Annotated in this window: 15 protein-coding genes; 6 read left to right on the forward strand and 9 right to left on the reverse strand. The window is 41.2% G+C overall.

Annotated features, from left to right (window positions below; all coding sequences use genetic code 11):
* Nucleotides 1-46 precede the first annotated feature (46 nt).
* Complete coding sequence (locus VUI23_RS16495) at nucleotides 47-1,243, forward strand: Nramp family divalent metal transporter (RefSeq protein WP_342805029.1); 1,197 nt, start codon at nucleotides 47-49, stop codon at nucleotides 1,241-1,243.
* Nucleotides 1,244-1,268: 25 nt separating this feature from the next.
* On the opposite strand, the gene VUI23_RS16500 is transcribed toward VUI23_RS16495, so the two are convergent.
* Nucleotides 1,269-2,396, reverse strand: a complete 1,128-nt coding sequence (locus VUI23_RS16500) for a PatB family C-S lyase (protein ID WP_342805030.1) — start codon at nucleotides 2,394-2,396, stop codon at nucleotides 1,269-1,271.
* A gap of 52 nt (nucleotides 2,397-2,448) precedes the next feature.
* The gene (locus VUI23_RS16505) at nucleotides 2,449-2,817 is read right to left on the reverse strand and encodes a response regulator (RefSeq protein ID WP_216049634.1); all 369 of its coding nucleotides are present in this window, start codon (nucleotides 2,815-2,817) and stop codon (nucleotides 2,449-2,451) included.
* Nucleotides 2,818-3,045: 228 nt separating this feature from the next.
* Here VUI23_RS16505 and VUI23_RS16510 point away from each other — a divergent pair, with 228 nt between their 5' ends.
* Nucleotides 3,046-3,273: a DUF2892 domain-containing protein gene (locus tag VUI23_RS16510; protein WP_342805031.1), complete on the forward strand. Its 228-nt coding sequence runs from the start codon at nucleotides 3,046-3,048 to the stop codon at nucleotides 3,271-3,273.
* On the opposite strand, the gene VUI23_RS16515 is transcribed toward VUI23_RS16510, so the two are convergent.
* The 3 genes from VUI23_RS16515 to VUI23_RS16525 form a co-directional block, all read right to left on the reverse strand.
* Entirely contained in the window at nucleotides 3,274-5,649 is a 2,376-nt protein-coding gene (locus VUI23_RS16515) for a DNA polymerase II (protein ID WP_342805032.1), read from the reverse strand. It lies immediately after the preceding gene.
* 151 nt (nucleotides 5,650-5,800) lie between these two features.
* A complete protein-coding gene (locus tag VUI23_RS16520) occupies nucleotides 5,801-7,738 on the reverse strand; it encodes a diguanylate cyclase (protein ID WP_342805033.1) in 1,938 nt (645 codons plus the stop codon).
* Between the two features lie 85 nt (nucleotides 7,739-7,823).
* Nucleotides 7,824-8,297 carry a phosphoglycerate mutase family protein gene (locus VUI23_RS16525; RefSeq protein WP_342805034.1) on the reverse strand — a complete coding sequence of 158 codons (474 nt, stop codon included), beginning with the start codon at nucleotides 8,295-8,297 and terminating at the stop codon, nucleotides 7,824-7,826.
* A 321-nt stretch (nucleotides 8,298-8,618) separates the two neighbouring features.
* On the opposite strand from VUI23_RS16525, the gene VUI23_RS16530 reads away from it, so the two are divergent.
* Nucleotides 8,619-9,458: a DUF2797 domain-containing protein gene (locus VUI23_RS16530; protein WP_216049629.1), complete on the forward strand. Its 840-nt coding sequence runs from the start codon at nucleotides 8,619-8,621 to the stop codon at nucleotides 9,456-9,458.
* Between the two features lie 119 nt (nucleotides 9,459-9,577).
* Here VUI23_RS16530 and VUI23_RS16535 read toward each other — a convergent pair whose 3' ends face one another.
* From VUI23_RS16535 to VUI23_RS16550, 4 genes are all read right to left on the reverse strand, one after another.
* Nucleotides 9,578-12,682, reverse strand: a complete 3,105-nt coding sequence (locus VUI23_RS16535) for an efflux RND transporter permease subunit (protein ID WP_342805035.1) — start codon at nucleotides 12,680-12,682, stop codon at nucleotides 9,578-9,580.
* Nucleotides 12,682-13,722: an efflux RND transporter periplasmic adaptor subunit gene (locus VUI23_RS16540; RefSeq protein WP_342805036.1), complete on the reverse strand. Its 1,041-nt coding sequence runs from the start codon at nucleotides 13,720-13,722 to the stop codon at nucleotides 12,682-12,684. The genes VUI23_RS16535 and VUI23_RS16540 overlap by 1 nt, the downstream gene beginning before the upstream one ends.
* Before the next feature lie 248 nt (nucleotides 13,723-13,970).
* Nucleotides 13,971-14,789 (reverse strand): LytTR family DNA-binding domain-containing protein, encoded by an 819-nt coding sequence (locus VUI23_RS16545; protein WP_342805037.1) that lies wholly within the window; start codon nucleotides 14,787-14,789, stop codon nucleotides 13,971-13,973.
* Nucleotides 14,786-15,961 carry a histidine kinase gene (locus VUI23_RS16550; protein ID WP_342805038.1) on the reverse strand — a complete coding sequence of 392 codons (1,176 nt, stop codon included), beginning with the start codon at nucleotides 15,959-15,961 and terminating at the stop codon, nucleotides 14,786-14,788. Before VUI23_RS16550 ends, VUI23_RS16545 begins: the two co-directional genes overlap by 4 nt.
* Before the next feature lie 203 nt (nucleotides 15,962-16,164).
* On the opposite strand from VUI23_RS16550, the gene VUI23_RS16555 reads away from it, so the two are divergent.
* The 3 genes from VUI23_RS16555 to VUI23_RS16565 all read left to right on the forward strand — a co-directional run bounded on the left by VUI23_RS16555 (nucleotide 16,165) and on the right by VUI23_RS16565 (nucleotide 20,167).
* Entirely contained in the window at nucleotides 16,165-17,736 is a 1,572-nt protein-coding gene (locus tag VUI23_RS16555; RefSeq protein ID WP_342805039.1) for a sugar porter family MFS transporter, read from the forward strand.
* Nucleotides 17,737-18,010: 274 nt separating this feature from the next.
* On the forward strand, nucleotides 18,011-18,208 hold the full coding sequence (locus tag VUI23_RS16560; protein ID WP_342805040.1) for a hypothetical protein: 198 nt from the start codon (nucleotides 18,011-18,013) through the stop codon (nucleotides 18,206-18,208).
* A 156-nt stretch (nucleotides 18,209-18,364) separates the two neighbouring features.
* On the forward strand, nucleotides 18,365-20,167 hold the full coding sequence (locus VUI23_RS16565) for a hypothetical protein (protein ID WP_342805041.1): 1,803 nt from the start codon (nucleotides 18,365-18,367) through the stop codon (nucleotides 20,165-20,167).
* Nucleotides 20,168-20,225 lie beyond the last annotated feature (58 nt).

Genomic DNA, 20,225 nt, shown 5'->3' on the forward strand with positions numbered 1-20,225 from the left:
CCAGAAAGTCAGTGTGAACAGGGTTTAAGATAAAATTGGTATCATTATGAAAAAATTCGGCCCTGCGCTGTTGGTAACCGCTGCATTTATTGGTCCTGGAACTGTGACCACTGCCACGCTAGCAGGAGGAAATTTTGGTTTTGCCTTGGTTTGGGCGTTACTGTTCTCAGTTATCGCCACTTTTGTATTACAGGAAATGGCGTCGCGCTTAGGGTTGGTTACAGGTAGTGGCTTAGCTGAAGCTATTAGTCAACAATTCACTGGTATTAAAAAAATGCTAGCCTGCCTGTTAGTCGTAAGTGCGATAGGTATAGGCAATGCGGCCTATCAAGGTGGCAACTTAACAGGTGCTGCTATAGGTCTATCTGGTTTATCTGGCGGAGAATTAACTCACTGGGTATGGTTACTGGCTGCAATTTCAAGTGGCCTACTGCTAACCGGCCAATACAAGTGGGTAGAAAAGTCGCTGATCACTTTAGTCTTAACCATGTCTACCGTATTTATTGCCACTATGTTTATTGCTGGACCAAGTTTGCAAGACATTGTTCGGGGTGCTTTGGCATTTGATTTTCCTGATGGTAGCAGTTTAATGATAATGGCTTTGATAGGGACAACAGTTGTTCCTTATAACCTATTTTTACACGCCAGTATTGTGTCCAAAAACGCCCCTGATAAAGATAATCTAGACTCTGCATTAACAAATAATCGGATTGATAGCACCTTATCCATTGGTTTAGGTGGGTTAATTACACTGTCAATTTTATCCTGTGCAGCAAGTACCTTTTTTGCCACACAAACTCAAGTAGACGCCGCTAACATAGGTCAACAACTGGCCCCCTTATTGGGTAGCTATGCCAATGTTTTCTTTGCAATTGGCTTATTTGCAGCTGGACTCACTAGTGCGATTACCGCCCCTTTAGCCGCAGCTTACGCTGTTAGCGGCGCGCTGGGTTGGAAAACTGAACTTGCCGATAAGCGATTTAAGTGTATTTGGATAACAGTGATGATTGTTGGTGTGCTCTTTGCCAGCATTGGCATAAAACCCTTAGCGGCGATTTTATTTGCGCAAGCGGCTAACGGTTTGCTGTTACCGGTTATTGCCATTTTCTTAATCTGGACTTTAAACAACGAAAAACTAATGGGTCAGCATAAAAACGGAATCTTAGCCAACCTGTTTGGAGGTTTAATAGTCGCATTCGTTTCAGCTTTGGGGCTGTATAAAATAGTCAGTGTATTTATCTGATATTTTTACGCCCCAGCTGGAGAAATTAAGATTTTAGTCGATTAAATGCTTCTTCAAGCATGCTTTTTGGACAACCGAAGTTAATTCTAACAAATTGTTTATTGCCAAAATCAACGCCTGGTGAGGGTCCTACTCCTTTACTTTCAAAATAAGATTGTGGGTTGTCTAAGCCTAACCCACTGGCATCTATCCAAGCCAGAAAGGTCGCTTCCACTTTTAACAATCTAAGCCCTTCAATTTGCTCTACCTGTTGCTCGACATAGGCTAAATTTGCGCGCAAATAATCGAGTAATTCAGAATGCCATTGGTCGCATAAAGTAAATGCAGCTTCGGTTGCTACCAGTCCCATAACATTTGCCCAAGGGATAAACCCTTGCATACCCACTACAAATTCAGCGCGTAATTTACTATCAGGAATAATCGCAAACGATGTGCCTAAACCTGCAACGTTAAAGGTTTTACTCGCGGCCATCAGCGTAATTGAGTTGTGCTCTAATCCAGCGAAGTTCCCAGCAGGCAAATGCTTTTTCGATTCATCTAGGACTAAATCACAATGAATTTCATCTGAACACAACTTGACGTCATATTTATTGCAAATTTGCGCAATTTTAGTGAGTTCAGCTTCACTCAATACCGAGCCAACAGGATTCATAGGGTTACATATGATAAACAACTTGCACTTAGGATCACTCGCCTGTTCTTCTAATTGCGCAAAATCCAGAGTCCATCGACCGTCAATCTCAACGCTATCGATTTCAATTCTGTTTAGTCCACTAATTCCCGGAGCAGCTCTTAAAGGTGGGTAATTAGGTGTTTGAATCATCACCGAATCCCCCGCCTCACAATAAGCTTTGCACGCTACGTTGAAAGCAGGCACAACACCAGGTGTCCAGACAATCCACTGAGGATCAATTTGCCAATCGTGTTGCTCTTTTAACCAACGCACAACAGCGTCATTTGCCGGCGTATACTGTGCTGGCAAAGTATACCCAAACAAGCCGTGCTCCACACGTTGTGCAAGAGCTGTTTGTATCGCCTTAGGGCTCGCAAATTCAGTATCTGCAACCCACATAGGTAAGATATCTGTCCCTTTGTATTTTTCCCATTTGAATGCGTGAGTAGCGGACCTGTCGATGACATCATCAAACTGCATGATTGTTCCTTTAACAATGTTAATTAGTAAAGCGGATAGTGTAAGAATCTATTTATTTTAGCAATTTCGCTACTCTATCGGTTAAGTCATGATTTTTAAATGGTTTAGCAATAAATTCTGAGGCGCCGGCTTTTTTAGCAGACATAACAAGATCTCTGGTTGCTGTTCCTGTCACCATTAAAAATGGCAAGTCCTGACGTTTCGAACGAACCGTTTTCAACAACGCAATACCATCGTGTTCCGGCATTTGCCAATCACAGATAACTAAATCAATTTTATTCATGTCATTTTTATCTATATAACGCACAGCATCAACGGCACTGTTTATGGTAATAACCTCACCTTCAACAAACTCTTCTAAAATCAGCTGTATTAATTCCAAGGTAATTTGATCATCGTCAATTACAAGTATTCTGTGCATCAATCCAACCTATTTTCATAAAACATATGGGCGCTAATATACTCTGTATGCGCCAATTTTTATATTGTAAAAAAGTCTAACACCGAAGCTTTCGTTATCTGTGCGGCGCTAATGATTCGTCAGCTTCACAAAGCAAATAACTCACAAAGGTGTTGTTAAGTTGATTCAGATCAACATCAATTTATGCCATAAGCCTAAGATAAGTACATCGGATTAGGAGATAGAAAAATGAAACAAAATGTTGGCATATTAGATACAGCAATTCGTTCAATTTTAGCACTTGCATTTTTGGCAATGGCGGTTGAAGGTTTATACGGTACCACAATAAGCATTGTATTAGGTGTAATTGGCGCAGCATTATTTTATACCAGCAGTTTTGGATTTTGCTTACTGTATAAATTACTTGGAATTGATACATACCCTGACTTCAGAGATGACTCTTATCATCCAGAATGATCAAAACAGGCCCAGTTGATCGCTAGTGATGTCTTCAAAGGAGACATTTATGAAAGGTAAAATACCTTCTGCGATGGGCCTAATTTGTTTATCAATGTAATGTTCATAGTCTAAGGCTGAATGAATGTAATCTACAGGCTGAGGACCATCTAAGGTAATTACATAACTTATCCAGCCTTTGTTTTGATAACGAAGTGGTTTGTTGAGCTGTTTGTTTTGCTCATCGGCAATACGGGCAGCTTTTACGTGAGGTGGCACATTTTTCGTGTATTGGACCAAAGGTTGGCGTAGTCGTTTTCGATATACTAGTTGTTCGTCACACTCCCCTGATCTTATTTTTCTAATCACATCAAGCAAGTAAGCACTTACATCCTGATTAGCAAACACCATTCTATACAAGGTTGGTTGAAATTCTTTAGCAAGTTTGGTCCAATCAGAACGAACCGTTTCCAAACCTTTAAATATGAGTTCAGGTTGTTTACCTGAAGCATACTTCAAACCTGCATAGCGCTTTTTGCTGCCCGTTTCAGCACCCCGAATGGTCGGCATCAAAAAGGTTGAAAATAAGGTTTCAAACTCTATTTCTAGGTGACATGGCAAATCGAGTTGCTGTTGAATTTTTTGTTGCCACATTTGGTTAATCTCTCGCTCAAGAGTCTTTCCTATATCCAACGCTTGTTCTACTCCCTTAGTATTTTCTAGCCAAACGAAAGTAGAGTCAGTATCTCCATAAATGACTTTGTAACCTTTTTCTTCAATCCATGCAGCGGTGGTTTGCATAATTTCATGGCCGCGCATAGTGATTGAACTTGCTAAGCGTGTGTCATAAAAGGGACAGCCACCAGATCCCAGAACACCATAAAACGAATTCATTATGATTTTAATTGCTTGCGAGCGAGCCGTATCCTGTTGACGCTTTGCCTCATCTCTTTGTCGCCACAAGCTGGTAATAATATCGGGAAGAAAGTGTTTATCCCTCGAAAATAAACCGCCACGAAAGCCCGGAATAGCGTTTTCCGGCTCAAGTAACCCCTCCACTAAACCTAGTGGGTCGATTTTGAAAGTACGGATGATAGAAGGGTAAAGACTCTTGAAATCGAGTACCAATACGTTTTTGTATAAGCCAGGAAATGAGTCCATTACATATCCGCCAGGACTTGCTAACCCGCCATTTGCGGGTCGATTGGGCGATACATACCCAGAACGATGGAGTTTAGGCAGATAGAGATTAATAAAGGCAGCTACAGAACCACCAATTTTATCCAGTTCCAGCCCAGTTAATTGGCTTCGTAACAGTAAATAACTAATTAAGTTGGTATGCTCAAAGATTCTTTCCACTAACACACAATCTTGCAGATTATATTTAGCTAATTTTAGTTTGTTATGATTAAAATCATGGGTAATAGCGGCAACACGATTATCCACATCAGTGGTGTCTTTTCCCTCTCCAAGTAATGCTTGAGCGACATTTTCCAAACTAAAACTATCAAAATGGTAAGTCGCTGTTTTCAAACTATCGATACCATCAATGACCACTCGTCCAGCAATATTCATAAACGCCTGGTTACTATCATTTCGCGACTCACGCCAGTAAACGTCACTTCCATCTCGCCCAAGACGCAATCGCACGTTCAATTTGTTGGCTCTTTGGGTCAACACTTTGAAATCGAAGTTAATGATATTCCAGCCAATAATAAGGTCTGGATCTAAGTGGGTAATAGATAGATTCAATTGTTCAATGAGACGTTTTTCATCCTCAACCCATATCAGCCAATCCTGATTATCTTCCGGCTGCCCGATCATTATGACTTGTTTAAAATCGCCGCTAGATAGTCCAATTGAATATAGTTCGCCGTCCATACTGCACTCAATATCAAGAGACACTAAGGTTAGTTTCGGAATGTAATCAGCGGGTTTGAGGCGAGCATTTTTCAACGAAATATAGCCAGACGTTGCCTCGCTCTGCTCATTTTGAACCTCGCCGGTAAAATAAGCACCAGCACAGATAAAACGCTCCATCATGTATCTATCGGGCATCCTGATGTCATTTTCAAATGCAGTGATTTTTGCGGCGGCAAGAATATCTCTGGCGCGATAAAAAGGCCCAGTAGTTGCAAAATACAGGGCGTTCACAGAAGTTTGTTCGAATGTTTTTAACTTTACTGATTTGAATTCAAGCGCAATCCCCGATTGATTTAACAAAGCCCTAGCGCGCGATACATCGTAATTTGCAATGAACATCACTGGTTTTTGTTGATCAGTAATGATTTTTACCGGTCCTTGTTCGGTGCTCAACCAAAATTCGATACAGGCACAACCATTTCGTTCAACCACTTTACGAGTGAGTATGAACCCTTTCTGCGGGATATGTTGCAATAGCGGAGGCGCTCCGTTGGAATCAAAGGAAAAACCAAATTATACAGCTTTGAAGAATACCAATCCAGATTAAAAGTCTGCTGGGCAAAAGTGTTTTGGTGAATTGATTCACTACTCTAGATTAGATGTAAAATGCGCTTTTGGTTAATTATTATAATTCTAATTGCAGTAATGATGGATCTTGCTCATCAAAAATCACAACCTTATCTCTCCCCCCTCGTTTCGCTTGATAAAGGGCTTTATCGCATTGCGCCATTAAACACTCTAGTGTCATGCCTTGAGCATATTCGGCTAAACCGGTAGAGATAGATAGACTGAGTCCATTTAGATCAAATGAAATCGGTAGTTGTTTAACCTTATGGGACAAACTTTTAAGGGTTTTTTCAGCATCACCAAGGGATGTATGCGGCAATGCGATCATAAACTCTTCACCGCCAATTCTACCTATAACATCAGTTTGTCGGAAAGTATCTAAACATAAGCCACCAAAACTGGTTAACACCTCGTCACCAGCAGCATGACCAAAGGTGTCATTTATTTTTTTAAACAAATCGATATCAACAATAGCCACTGACAATTTAAATTTATGTCGACTGGCCAACTCAATTTGTTGTTGTAGTATCTCAAAAGCATGGCGACGATTGGCCAATCCAGTTAAACCGTCTACATTCGCTAACTTTTCCAATTTGCTTCGATTTTGGATAGTGCGATACACCAATACAATCAATAAACCACATATGATTAAAGTTGCTCCAAATAGCATTAATAACTGTAAATTTTTAGTTTCCACATCGTTGATGCTAATTTGCTGTGTGCGGTTTTCTTGTTCTAATAGTTTATTTTCCCGATCCTTAATTTCGATTTCATATTTAGACCGCAAACTGTGTAATTGCTGGGTACTTTGTTGACTCAAAACACGTTGTTTCCAAGATACTGTTGCCTCTAGCTTTTCAAATGCCTCTGGGTACCTACCTTCTAATGCCAATAGACGGGCATGCATTTCTTCAAGCGAGATATTTTGTACCGGCATATTATCTGGATCGATGTAAGATTTGGCGGCTGCTAAATATTGTTTCCCGTTTTCAATATTCTTTTCTGCTATAGCGACTTTTAACAAAGATAAACTGGTATCTAAAAGCATGTAAATATTTTGACTTTTCTCGAAAATATTGAAGGCCTGTTGCAATTTCGACCTTGCTTCTAAAAAATTATTTTCCATCAAAGAAATACCCGCAATTTCTTTCAAAGCATATGCCACTCCCTGCTCATCCCCTACTTGCTCGGCTAGGTCTTGTGATTGTTTTAATTGAGAGCGACCTAGTTCACGGTTACCGACGTTCTTATTCGCTCTGCCCAAACCATATAACGCAATACTCAGCTCCAAATAGTTTTTATTTTGCTGATGAAAGTTTGCGGCTTCTTCAAAAAATGGGATAGAAAGGGCATCTTCCCGTCGATATTCATATACCAAAGCTAAAATGCCAGCAACGTCTCCACGGCTTAGCAGTACAGATTGCGGCGCAAGTTCGTAAGCTCGTTGCAGGTCTACTAATGCTCCTTGATAATCCACTAATGAATTAAAAATTATGCCCCTTACATATAAAGCACTCACTAGCAGATTAACGTCGTTGTTTAATTCGGCCCAAACTAACGCGGCACTGCTGCCGACTAAACCCTCTTTAGGTCTGCCCACAAAATCCAAAGCCTGTGCTTCGTTGAGCTTCGTCATATGAAATAACCAAGGTTGGGTTTTTGCATCGATAAAGCTAAGGGCGGTTCTAGCGTGTTTTAATGCTTTAGCAGGAAAAGATAACGAGTAGTAAACCATACTCAAAGTAGAATGATGCTGAGCATGCTGCAAACTGTCTTGTCCCACTGATGGCGGGTTTTCAAGCAATTTCTGTAATGTTGTCGCCGGTTCCTTGGCTTTTTGTGAAATCAATTCATTATAGGGCGATTGCCACATACTGATGGGTGCAGCAACTGACGGCAAGCTTGTTAACCCTATCGTGATAAAGGCGACAATAAGTCGCATAAACTGATACAAAAATTTTCCTCTAACCATCACTGATGAAAACTGAGTTTTCATTGTAGTGCATTTTTCATCCAAGAAATTATATTAATTCATACCTTAGCTATGCTTATTAAACGATTCGAAAAACTTTAAAAATAGCTTAAGGCGCTGAGATAAATATACTTTTGGTGTTTACACGATCATCACAGATTTGCAAAATAAACAGTTCACCATATTCACTTTCATCAATTTTAGTAGCAACGCCCCCTAACGCAGAAATTAACTCAGGAGTCGTATTACTGTGACCGACTATCAGCACATTAGTTTGCAGTGCCTTGATACTCTGAGCAAAAGCTGTCAGTTGCTTAGGCGAGTAGAATTGCACATCTAGTCCTGATCGTTGTGAGAAAGGCTGGGCTGTCTGCTTGGTTCGGTGATACTTAGTTGAATAAATGTGTTGAATATTTTTCGGCATTAAATAATCAGCAAGGGCTTCAGCACGAAGCTGACCTTGTTGAGTCAATCCAGGATCGGTGCCACCAGATTGTTTTTCAAAATGGCGAACCAGATACAAGTCATAACAGTAGCCATTTAGTGGCAATAAAAGTAACACTGCATACAACAATTTTATCATTATGGATCCCGCATCGGTAATTTGCCCAAGTCAAATATATCTCAAATGCTAATCTAAAGTGAAACATAGACGGAAAATGTGCAAAAAGTTTGTTTCCATACAAAATTTACTCTGATTTTTGATATCAAGCAGAGATTCAATTAGCATTCGCAACTTGTACTAGATTATCTTCAAATGGAAACTATCTAGCCTAAAACATGACGGTGCTAATTAAACAACAAAAGAACAACAAAACTTAATTAACTAGTGCCACATCATAATATGTAGATTCACTATTTTGACGGCGATATATAACGCCCAATAACCTAAGAAGTAACGTTAATGCCCACTTATTCTGGAAATATTCGCAAAATGCGCGGTCAAGCTGAAATTGGCTCTACGGTTGAATATAGTTTACCTATTGGTGATTCGCACATCAGCATGAATCCATTAATTGGAACCGCGCTGAAAGTAAGCTATCAGGGCGTGATTAATTGTGTCCATTGCAATACAAAAACCAAAAAAAGCTTTAATCAAGGCTATTGTTATCGCTGTTTAATGAAACTAGCTCAGTGCGATACTTGTATAATCAAACCTGAAACTTGCCATTATGAGCAAGGAACGTGTCGTGAACCCCAATGGGGGGAAGACAACTGCATGAACGATCATTTTGTGTATCTAGCCAATACCGGCACCTTAAAAGTGGGGATTACTAGGCACGTTAGCGATGGTGTTTCAAGCCGCTGGATCGACCAAGGAGCAACTCAAGCAATACCTATTTTACGGGTAAAGAACAGGTTGCTCAGTGGCTTAGTTGAAACGGTAATTAAGCAACATATTGCCGATAAAACGAATTGGCGAGCGATGCTCAAAGAGCACCCTAAAGAAGCTGACTTAATTGCCATGCGAGAACACTTATTTGGTTTAGTGGAAATGGAATTAGATGATATTGGCTCACAATATGGGCTACAAGCAATCAGCCTAATCGATATGCCCGCAATTGACATTCAATACCCTGTGTCTGAGTACCCAAGTAAAATCAAGTCAATCAATTTGGATAAAGAATTCGAGTTTGAAGGTGTGCTAAATGGCATCAAGGGACAATACTGGATGTTAGATAATGATCGGGTGATTAATATGCGTAAATACTCAGGGTACCATTTAGACATTACAACCAACTAAGTTAATTATTTATAGGTTAGTTTTTAGCGACGATAGCAGTAAATCTAACACTATTTGGCTAGGCAGACAGTAGGCACATTGTACTGTCTGCCAGCATAATTTATTGGCAAATTTAAAACCTATTCTACGGCGATCCCCGCGGCACTGGCTTTATCTAGTTCTTCATCAAGACGTTTGGCTTCGTCTGCTCTTGGTTTAGTGAATCTGGCTAATCCTAAATACAGCACTGGAGTTAGATAAAGGGTGAACACCACTGCAATTCCAAGCCCACCAAAAACGACCCAACCAATAGCGTTTCTAGCTTCAGCTCCAGCACCGGTAGAGAGGATTAAAGGTAAACCACCTAAAATGGTAGACACTAAGGTCATCATAATCGGCCGTAATCTAACTTTGCCGGCTTCTATAATGGCAGCATAAACACTGTAGCCTTGGTCACGCATTTGGTCGGCAAACTCCACCAGCAAAATACTATTTTTAGCCAATAGGCCTATCAACATCACCAAACCAATTTGCGAATAAATATTAATCGAAATTCCAGTGATATAAAGAGCGAATAAGGCAGATGCGATACCAAAAGGCACGGTTAAAATCACCACCACAGCACTATTCACACTTTCAAATTGAGCCGCCAGTACTAATAAAACTATAATAAACGCCAACACATAAGTCATCAGCACTTGTTGTGAGGTCTCTTCGAATGTTTTAGCTTCACCAAGAAACACTAAGCCAATTCCTGGCGGCAAGGTTTCTTGGGCTAATTGGCGAATACTATCTACCGATGTTTGCATCGAAGAGTCATCAACCAATTCTAATTCTAATTTAATGGAGCGGCGTTGAGCGTGACGCTCAAGTTCTGAAGCAACACCTTCTTCGGTTATATAAGCAAGACTAGATAGCGGTACTAAACCACCATTTTGTGAAGATACATATAGGTTGGTGAGATCAGAAGGATTAGCTAAATTGGCATTAGATGCCTGCAGAATGATTGGTATAGCCTGATCACCCACATTCAAATCTGCGATGTCATCACCATTGATAGCCGCTCTGAGGGTGGTTGATATATCCGAAAATGATACCCCCAACTCTTCAGCTCGACGTCTATCTATATTCACTCGCAATTGCGGTTGCGTAGGTTGATAGGAAATTTGAATTTCGCCAAACCCTGAAAGCTGTTGTTCAATTTTTGCTTTAAAATCTAGCGAAGCCTGATAAATTTCAGAATACTCTTCGCCGGTCAAAGCCAGTTCCAATCCTCCGCCTTGGCCCCGTAAATTTAGACTATTCGAACCAAAAGCTCGACCAGGCGCGCCGGGAATTGCGCCAACTTCAGCTTGTAATTGCTCAATAATCTGTTGTTGCGATTGACTACGTTCATCCCAAGGCACCAAAGGCGCCGTAATAAACACAATATTAGGATCCCACTGCCCGACTACGGTATAAATTGATTTAACCTCACCTTTTTCAACATAAGGCATCAATGCATTTTCCATTTGCATGGCTTGGCGATCCATGAAGTTAACCCCTACACCATCAGGACCTCGGGCAAAAATACGGATATTACCGCGATCTTCGTTGGGTAAAAGCTCATTATCTAATGATTGATATAAATAACCGGCGTATGCCCCAGCAGCCAATGAGAGTAATAAAATTAACCAGCCATAGCGTAAGCTCCAAGCTAGACTTCGCTCGTAACCCCGAGAGCACCATTGCCCAAAACCGCCCAAAAAATGCTTACTATTTTTCTTAATTGGTAGTCTCGCAGTTAATGCCGGCACTAGAGACAAAGCCACAAAAGATGAAATAATCACAGAACTGGCTAAGACACCACCAAATTCACGAAATAAACGCCCCGCCGTTGACGGCAAAAATGCAATAGGAATAAACACTGCGGCCAATACGGCTGTGGTTGCTACTACAGCGAAAAACACCTCGCGACTGCCGATAACCGCCGCCGCTCTTGCCCCTAAACCGAGCGAGCGCCGTCGTTGTATATTTTCTGAGACCACAATAGCATCGTCAACAATCAGACCTGTGGCCAACACCAATGCCAACAGTGTGAGAATATTTATCGAAAAACCTAACATCCACATCACCGCCAAGCCACCGACTAACGACACAGGTATAGCAAGTGCAGGTACAATTGTTGCCCGACCGGAGCCGATAAACACCCAAAGCGTTAATACAACTAGGCCAATAGTAAACGTCAACGAGGTAATTACTTCTTCTACAGAGCCACGGATAAATTCCGCATCATCTGAGGTGACGACGATATTTAACTCTGGAAATCGCAACTGTTGTTGCTTGACCATTTTCAGAACTTCATTTGAAATTTCAATGGTGTTTGAGCTGGCTTGCCGTAAAACCCCCAACCCGATGACAGGGGTACCGTCTAGACGCACCAGACTTTGCGCATCCGCGGGACCAAAATACACACTTGCCACATCTGCCACACGGGTGTCGCCTCTAATAACAATATTTTCAACTTGATCTGTGGTCACTGAGGTCGCGTCTGCTCTAACAATCAGTGTTTGGTCGGTAGACCTGAGGCTACCCGCTGGAACATCGAAAGGGGCAAGTCTGAGGGCATCAGCCACATCTGTTACTGATAAGCCAAAACTGGTTAATCGTAAAGGATCTATTGTGACCCGTAACACCCGCTCTCGGTCACCATTAAGCCGCACATCGGCGACTCCAGGAATACTCAGAAACATCGGCGCTAAGTCAGTTTCAACCATTTCGGTCATTGCTTCCATGCTCATGTTGTCACTGGAAACAGCTAAGCTAACTACTGCTTGTGCGTCGTTATCCGCTTTGATAATAGAAAGTCGTTCAACTTCATCGGGTAATTCCCGTTGCACTCGGCTAATTGCTTCACGGGTTTCATTGGCAGCGTCTTCTAAATTGATACCGGGACGAAATTCCACAACGGTTCGTGAATTGCCCTCTTCACTTTGTGCTCTGATGGAGTCAACCCCACTTACGCGCGCAATAGCGCCTTCTAGTCGACTCGTTACCTCCATGTCAACAGTTTCGGGGGAACCTCCCGGATAGCTAGCAGAAACAGTTAACCTAGGACGGTCTACATCGGGTAATTCACGCACTTCAAGACCGCTTAGTGCAGCAATTCCCGCTATCATGATTAACAAATTGATTACTACGATAAGTACAGGTCGGCGCACCGACAAAGACGGTAAGTCTTGTTGATGATGGGAAGATGAGTTCATTAATTTGTCTCCTGTGCTCGGACTTTAACAGCCTGCCCTGGTCGCAATCGTTGAATACCTTCTACAATCAATTGCTCGCCTTTGCGTATATCTCCCTCGACTAGCAGATAACCGCGCATACGCTGTTTAATTTGCACCTCAACTTTTACCGCTTTACCATCTACCATCTTCCAAATGTATGCGCCGGTTGCGCCCCATGAAAGGCCTGATTCAGGAATAACTGGATAAGATTGCCCCTGCACACTGATGTTGACGCGAAAGCTCATTCCTGGACGGTAATTATCTTGTGCATTGTCTAAAATAGCGCGAGCTAAAATAGTGCGATCAGTATCACTGATTCTTGAATCTAACTGGGCAATTTCAGCCTCTAGTGTCGCTTCTCGATTGGTCCATGGTTGTACGGTAACTAAACTGTCTTTTGCTAGCGTATTGGCGGCAGATTCTGGGGCACGGAAATTGATAAACAATTGGCTTCGGTCATCTAAAGTTGTGATTAATGTTTGTTGGGTAATGCGGTCGCCAACTTCCACATCAGTGAGTCCCACATAACCTGTAAAAGGCGCGATGACTATTCTGTCTTGTAATTCTATCTCAGCATCAATCACATCCATTTTTGCTAACTCTTTAGCAGTTGACGCCACATCTAGTGCGCTTTCTGTTACCGCACCTTTGCTACTACTTTGCTGTAACCTAGTTAAATTCCTAGTCGCATCATGAAGTTGAATCTTGGCCCGTTGTAAAGCCGCTTTTTGACGACGAGAATCAAGCTCTAACAATACCTGACCTTGCACAACTTTTTGTCCAGGTACAAAGTTTACTGCCACAACTCTATCTGCGGTAGCCGGAAAGATATCCACAGATTTTATAGCTTCAGCTGAACCCACTGCCTCCACCGAAGAGCTTTGAGTGTCTAAACTAACACTATTTACAATAACTTCTGTTGGTCCTTTGGCGCCAAATTGCTGAGCATGAGCAGAATGAAAAATCGTCAATGTGACAAGTATGATAGGAAGCAACAGTATTGTAGTGATGTAATTCATCCGTTTATTCACCATGTAAAGTTTTGAAGTGTTACGTAACTAACGGCCATTTTGATTTTATTTTCATCATAAAAATTAAAACTCAGTTAGATATCTGAAATAACAGAGTTTTTCATCTAACCTGTAGTTATTGATGTAGCCAGTCGTTAATGGAATGTTATAAGAGCATTAGAGGATATCAAATACAACTGAGAATAACGCATAAAAAAGGCGTTGGTCGAATTCACTATGATAAAAATAATAAATGGTTATTTTTCAGTTAGAAAGGTACGAATTGATTCTTTGTAATTTCGGCTTACTTTAATCCGCTCCGTGCCCCCTTGAAGCTGCAAAAAGAACTCACCTTTAGTATGTGGTATGACTTTTTCAATGAAGTTCAGATTGATGATAGTGGAGCGATGGACCCGCTTAAAAACTGTATCATCAAGTTCTTCTAGCAATTCTTTGAGAGTAATACGCTTGATATGGGTTTCTCCCTCAGCATGCAAACACACATAATCCCCAGCGGCATCAATCCACTCGATATCGGCTTGTTTGAGCAAGGTAATTTCATCCCGCTCTTTAATCACAATTTTACGTTCTAGGTTATTGTTTGCATGATTAACCGTAAGTTCTTCGTCTTGCTCAAAATTGCTTTCTCTGCGACTAATGGTATCAATAGCTCCAATGATTGGTATTTTATAATCCACCTGTTCATTTGCTGCCATTCGTTCTTGGGCTCGTTCAATTGCTCTTTGAATTCTCTCCGTATCAATGGGTTTGAGAATATAATCAACCGCATGCACATCAAAAGCATCTAATGCATATTGTTCATATGCCGTGGTAAAAACAATCAAAGGAACCAGTTCACTTTGCAGGTTTTTCACCACGTCAAAACCATTCAACCCAGGCATTTGAATATCGAGAAAAACCAAGTCGGGATTTAAGTCCATTATCAATTCAATCGCCTGACGACCATTTTTACCTTCACCAACAATTTCCACTTGTGGTAACTGGTTCAATTTTGCTCGCAGTACATTAAGGGCAAGCGGCTCATCATCGACAATAACGGCTCGAATCTTGTTCATGCAGTTTTTTCCTTGGTATTGGTCCTGTCTACTTTATCCGCTAGATTGTATTCACAAGGAATATTGATAATGGTTTTCAGGCCACCTGATGGTAATAACTTGATATCCATTGAATAATCATCAGAATAAAGTGCTTTGAGGCGTTCGTCAGTATTGCGTAAACCAACACCACGTCCGGTAGAGCTTTTCAATTTACTTTTAGCGATTTTAGCCCCAGAGCCAGTATCACTTAATTGTAGTACTAAACGATGATCAACAACTTCGGCTCTAAACTCGATTGTGCCACCAGACTCACTTTGCGCAATAGCGTGTTTCATTGAGTTTTCTATAATGGGTTGCAATAAAAGACTGGGTAACAAAGCCGATTTGGCTTCGGCTGTAATCTCAAAATCCAATCGCAAACGATCTTCAAAACGGGTCTTCTCGATCTCCAAATATAAATTTAACGCATTGACTTCGGTTTCCAACGGAATCTTAGTATCTGGATTATTATCCAATGAATAGCGCAAGAACTTGCTCAATTGGACTGTCATTTTTTGAGCCTTGACAGTTTCGTTGCTTTCAACCAAAGAGTTAATTGCATTTAAGGTATTGCATAAAAAATGCGGATTGAGCTGATAACGAAGCATCTTAAGTTGTGCATCTCTTGCCACATTTTGTGCTTTCATGCGTTTCAACTGCTCTTCTTTGGCTTCTGATTCCGCTTGCAACAATATAATGTGTTCAGTCTGCAACAATTCATAATATCGAATGCCATGAAACAGACCGGCCCAGCATAGAAAGATGAAAATACTTGCAAAATGCCAACCACCAAACTGCGTCCATTCGGTGCCATCGCCAGTAAGAGAAATAAAGGCATATACACGAGCCAACGTCCAAACAAACGACACCAGCATGACGGTGATAAAACCAACCAGCGCTCGAAAACGAGTACTTTTGTCCCAAATGTGCATGAACACCCAATACAACACCAAGGACAACATTAGTCCTAACAGAGCTTGGAGTATAATATGCAGGATGTGAGGCCAAGAAAATGGACCGTACCAAAGGGTGAGTACCGCAAAGCTCATAACACTGACAAATAACCAAAAACCAACTTGCCACAACCAAAACTTCCGACTCGGCTGATTAGCAATAAAGCGTTTTGTAAAATCCGTTATTTTTTGCAACATAGTGAACCTTTCGAAGGTGAATCAAAATTTTACACTCTGCCCGATCGAACCGCCAGTTTTGCAGTCCGCCCTACCGCAGCGGCGAACCACTTTACCGTATATTCACCTTTAAAAGTAAAAAATAAGTTAACGTAAATCGTTAAATTCACTAATATCACGAAATTGATACTTGCTAATCCAGCCCTAAAACAAGAGCGATTAATATGTCAAAACACACTTCATTTTCACTTTTTTACGTCGCTTTTATTTCACTTATTGCAGCATTAGGTGGGTTCTTAATGGGGTTCGATGCATCGGTTATTTCTGGTGTGGTGAAATTTATCGAGCCCGAGTTTGGATTAACCAAATTACAACTAGGCTGGGCCGTTGCATCACTTACCCTTACCGCTACTTTAGCAATGATGATCTCAGGTCCACTAGCAGATAAGCTTGGTCGAAAAACGGTACTAAAAGTCGCCGCTTTCCTATTTTTATTATCTGCCGTATTGTCGGCAGTCGCCCCCAGTTTTCTGATTTTAGTTCTGGCGAGAATGCTAGGTGGTTTTGGTGTTGGCGCAGCATTGATAATCGCTCCTATGTATATCGCTGAAATTGCCCCTGCCAAGTTTCGTGGTCGACTGGTATCACTCAATCAATTGAACATTGTTATTGGAATCTCTGCTGCTTTTTTCACTAATTATTTGATTTTACAACTTGGTTCTGCAACAACACCGGAACAAGATACGTGGAATATTCAACAATGGAATTGGCGCTGGATGTTAGGCCTAGAAGCAATCCCAGCGTTGTTATATTTCTTTTGTTTGAATTTTGTACCAGAAAGTCCAAGATGGTTATTACTGAAAAACAGGCCGGACGAAGCCAAACAAGTGCTTTGTAAAACAGTTCCGGAAGCCGAATTAGAAGATACACTTAATAGCATAGAAGCTGGCTTAAAACAGGATAACCAGCAACAGCAAGCCTCACTTCTAACATTGCTTAAACCGAAAATGCGCTTGGTAATGATCATCGGTATTTCAATTGCTATTTTACAACAAATTACCGGAATTAATGCGGTGTTCTTTTATGCGCCTATGATATTTGAGCAAAGTGGATTCGGTACCGACGCATCCTTTATGCAAGCCGTTTTAGTGGGCTTAATTAATTTACTGTTTACCGTGTTTGCCATATTGCTAATCGACAAAGTGGGACGGAAGGCATTATTGATATTTGGTGTATCAGGCATCGCTGTTTGTATGGCCATGATGGCGTTTCAATTTGGTCAAGCAAGTTATCAGTTAGATGCTAAAGCATTAACCGAAATCCCTGTTGAGATTAGCCACGAAAGTCAAACGGCGCTGACCCAAACAACGTACATGAACGATTTGCAATTTAAAGCCGCACTGGTTACGCATTTAGGCGCTGATATAGCACTGAAACATGAATCGGAACTCATTGCTGCTTCGATCAACGTCAACCAGAAATGGGTGCTCATCAGTTTATTAGGTTTTGTCGCTTGCTTTGCCATTTCTCTTGGCCCCGTCATGTGGGTGTTATTTTCAGAACTGTTTCCCAACCGAATTCGCGGCATTGCCATCTCGTTTGTGGGTTTAATTAATTCGGCGGTAAGCTTTTTAGTGCAACTCATCTTCCCATGGGAATTAGCCACCTTAGGTGTCACTTATACCTTTGCTTTTTATGCTATTTTTGCGCTTATTGGTTTAGCGATTATCATCTATTACTTACCTGAAACCAAAGGCAAATCTCTGGAAGAGCTGGAGCACATTTTGGTGCGCTAAAAAGCCAAAACATAGAGACGAGCCTTGCGCTAAACCCTAATCAGATTAAGGGGAATAATAATTTAGTTTCTAAAAAAAGTCTTGATGTAGGCTAACCAGCTAACATTTCATATAGTTCTCGATTATGGATATTAGAGACAAAACAAGGAGTTACGCACAAACAAGTTATTCTGATTTTACTAATGGTTGTTATTTACGGATGTGCCTCTACGCCGCCAAGCGAAGGTGATAACGCGATTTAAAGACTTATGAACAATGAAAAGCTGAAAATAAGTTGTTAAGCGCCGAAGATTATGAGCAAACTTCTGGCAATAATTATCAGATCGAGGCATTGTATGCGGACGCGCATAAATGCGCTAAGAAGAATGTTGATTTAGTGGTTACCCTCGATGAAAAGGGTAAAGCAGTACAAACGTTGACGAATAAAGATGCTCAAACCAATCAGTGCTTTTTGCAGCTTGCGAAACAATAAGAATTTACTCCCCCACCTAAAGCACCATTCTATCTTGCGGTAGAAATGGAGCTTGATTCCTATCAAAACCCATTTTCCCTAAGTTTTTGGTCAGTACAACTAACCTATTGAAAGATAGTGGCTGGTCGCATTTTTAATATTTTAATGGAAAAATCGATGAAAAAATTGATTCTCATTTTTGTAATTGGCGCTTTTCTGAATGGATGCGCTACTTATGAAATCAAATCAACACGTTTAGATAGTAGCCAGCCACTTGCCCAGAATCACGGTGTAGTTGCACTTCAAGTAATAAATAACACCGGTCGGTTAGCACCACTGCATGCAGGATGGACCGAAGTTATAGCCGTTAGAATGGACAATCACGAGCAAATTAAGCAGGCCGCGATTGAAGAGGCAAAAGCGAAAGCCGCAGCCAAAAACAAAGCATTCAATGAAGATGAAGTGGAGTGGGATCCTGAAGCTTATACTTTTTCACCTAACTCGCAAGGTGTTGTAGATAGTCAGCTATTTGCCGGCAGCATGCCAGAAGGGCAATACATAATTGCTTCTCTTTATAGTTTTTATTCCGATGGCAATATGAGCTCTTGGTTGACTATGCCCGTATATGCTTCAGCTGGTACGTTTAACGTAAAAGCCGGTGAGTTTACCAATTTAGGTAGTTTGGTTTTCCAACCTTTGTTGAATATTAAAGAAACCTCCTTTTGGAGTAATCGCTCTTCTAGCAAAGCCTATGTCACGCGTATTAGTGAAGCGGAAAATCTGCAAGATTTTATTATTGAACATTTCCCCAATTTAGCCAGCAGCGTTAATTTCAATCAATCACTTGGTTGGGAAGATGACAAGTTTGTCCAATTTCGCGACAAATTAAGTAGCCTCTCACGCAACAATGCCTATGGCAGCCAAGCCCTCATTTTAGAAGACCATAAACAACGGGCTGTGGCCGCTAAGTTCGGTCAGTTACACGTTGTAAACCAAGACAATAGTTGGTCTCAAATTGATTTACCGACAAACGGACAACTAACCAGTGTTTTAGAGTTAGACGGTAAAATTTTAGTTGGCTCCGAGCGCGGACAAGTATTTGTTAGCGATAGTTTGCGAGGAAGTTGGACAGCAACTCAGCCAGTTTCAGCAGCAGAGTCAATTATTTGGTTTGGTAAAGCCAAGGAGGCGCTGTTTGCAGTGACCGCTTCGGCAAAAAATCATTACTTCTACAGCATCAATAAAAACGACTTGTCTTGGCAGCGTATAGGGGATTTTGAACGAAAAAACCCGAATGATTTTTGGGTGCAAAACGGTGGGTTATTTCCGATTTTAAGCGCCGATGGTCAACTCAGAGTGCTTAACGATAACAAGCTTCATGATTTCGACGTCGAATCTAACCAGTGGAGTAGCGTGAAATCCTCACCAATGGTGCAAGTTTCACAACTGGAAAATGGCGTATTGGTTGGCTTAGAGGTTAGTCAATGGGATGGTATAGGCGATCAGGCCGTTAGCTTTGATTACGGACAAAGCTGGATATCCCTTAACCGCAGTTTAAAAACTTTTGGAGACAATACTACAGATCGTTCGTTACCCATTGTTCTGGAAGACAAAACCCTTATTACCCTTGGACGAGCAGATAAAACAGTTAAACAACTGCAAATTATTAGTACCACCGCGAATAGTGAGGATGTTTCAAGAAAAGACTGGACTATGCGTGGCACAGCTAAACCAGATTGTGAAATAGCCTTGCCTAAATTAACTAACGGGCAGCGTATTTACTTCTTGTGCGATCAAGGACAAATCGTCAGTACCGATGACTTTGGTCAAACATGGAGCAGCGACGTCAAGATGGACATTGCCGCCATGCAAGCTGAATACGAAAGTTTATTGTCTGCTGTTGCAGAGAAAGAAAAGCAAGAAAAAGAAGCAGAGAAACAAAAACAAGCAGCAGAGCAACAATCCGCTGACAGTGAATAACACGCTAGTTATTTAAAATATTGTTTACTTGTTATCCAAGTATCACCGCTGTACACAC

It is taken from the genome of Alteromonas sp. M12, from assembly GCF_037478005.1.
Lineage (GTDB): Bacteria > Pseudomonadota > Gammaproteobacteria > Enterobacterales > Alteromonadaceae > Aliiglaciecola > Aliiglaciecola lipolytica_A.

Excerpts from the sequence above, each read along its gene's own strand:
- VUI23_RS16510 (WP_342805031.1), top strand. The coding sequence starts at position 3,046 with ATGAAACAAAATGTTGGCATATTAGATACAGCAATTCGTTCAATTTTA.
- VUI23_RS16500 (WP_342805030.1), bottom strand. The coding sequence starts at position 2,396 with ATGCAGTTTGATGATGTCATCGACAGGTCCGCTACTCACGCATTCAAA.
- VUI23_RS16520 (WP_342805033.1), bottom strand. The coding sequence starts at position 7,738 with ATGAAAACTCAGTTTTCATCAGTGATGGTTAGAGGAAAATTTTTGTAT.
- VUI23_RS16495 (WP_342805029.1), top strand. The coding sequence starts at position 47 with ATGAAAAAATTCGGCCCTGCGCTGTTGGTAACCGCTGCATTTATTGGT.
- VUI23_RS16555 (WP_342805039.1), top strand. The coding sequence starts at position 16,165 with ATGTCAAAACACACTTCATTTTCACTTTTTTACGTCGCTTTTATTTCA.
- VUI23_RS16550 (WP_342805038.1), bottom strand. The coding sequence starts at position 15,961 with ATGTTGCAAAAAATAACGGATTTTACAAAACGCTTTATTGCTAATCAG.
- VUI23_RS16530 (WP_216049629.1), top strand. The coding sequence starts at position 8,619 with ATGCCCACTTATTCTGGAAATATTCGCAAAATGCGCGGTCAAGCTGAA.
- VUI23_RS16540 (WP_342805036.1), bottom strand. The coding sequence starts at position 13,722 with ATGAATTACATCACTACAATACTGTTGCTTCCTATCATACTTGTCACA.
- VUI23_RS16565 (WP_342805041.1), top strand. The coding sequence starts at position 18,365 with ATGAAAAAATTGATTCTCATTTTTGTAATTGGCGCTTTTCTGAATGGA.
- VUI23_RS16545 (WP_342805037.1), bottom strand. The coding sequence starts at position 14,789 with ATGAACAAGATTCGAGCCGTTATTGTCGATGATGAGCCGCTTGCCCTT.
- VUI23_RS16505 (WP_216049634.1), bottom strand. The coding sequence starts at position 2,817 with ATGCACAGAATACTTGTAATTGACGATGATCAAATTACCTTGGAATTA.
- VUI23_RS16525 (WP_342805034.1), bottom strand. The coding sequence starts at position 8,297 with ATGATAAAATTGTTGTATGCAGTGTTACTTTTATTGCCACTAAATGGC.
- VUI23_RS16535 (WP_342805035.1), bottom strand. The coding sequence starts at position 12,682 with ATGAACTCATCTTCCCATCATCAACAAGACTTACCGTCTTTGTCGGTG.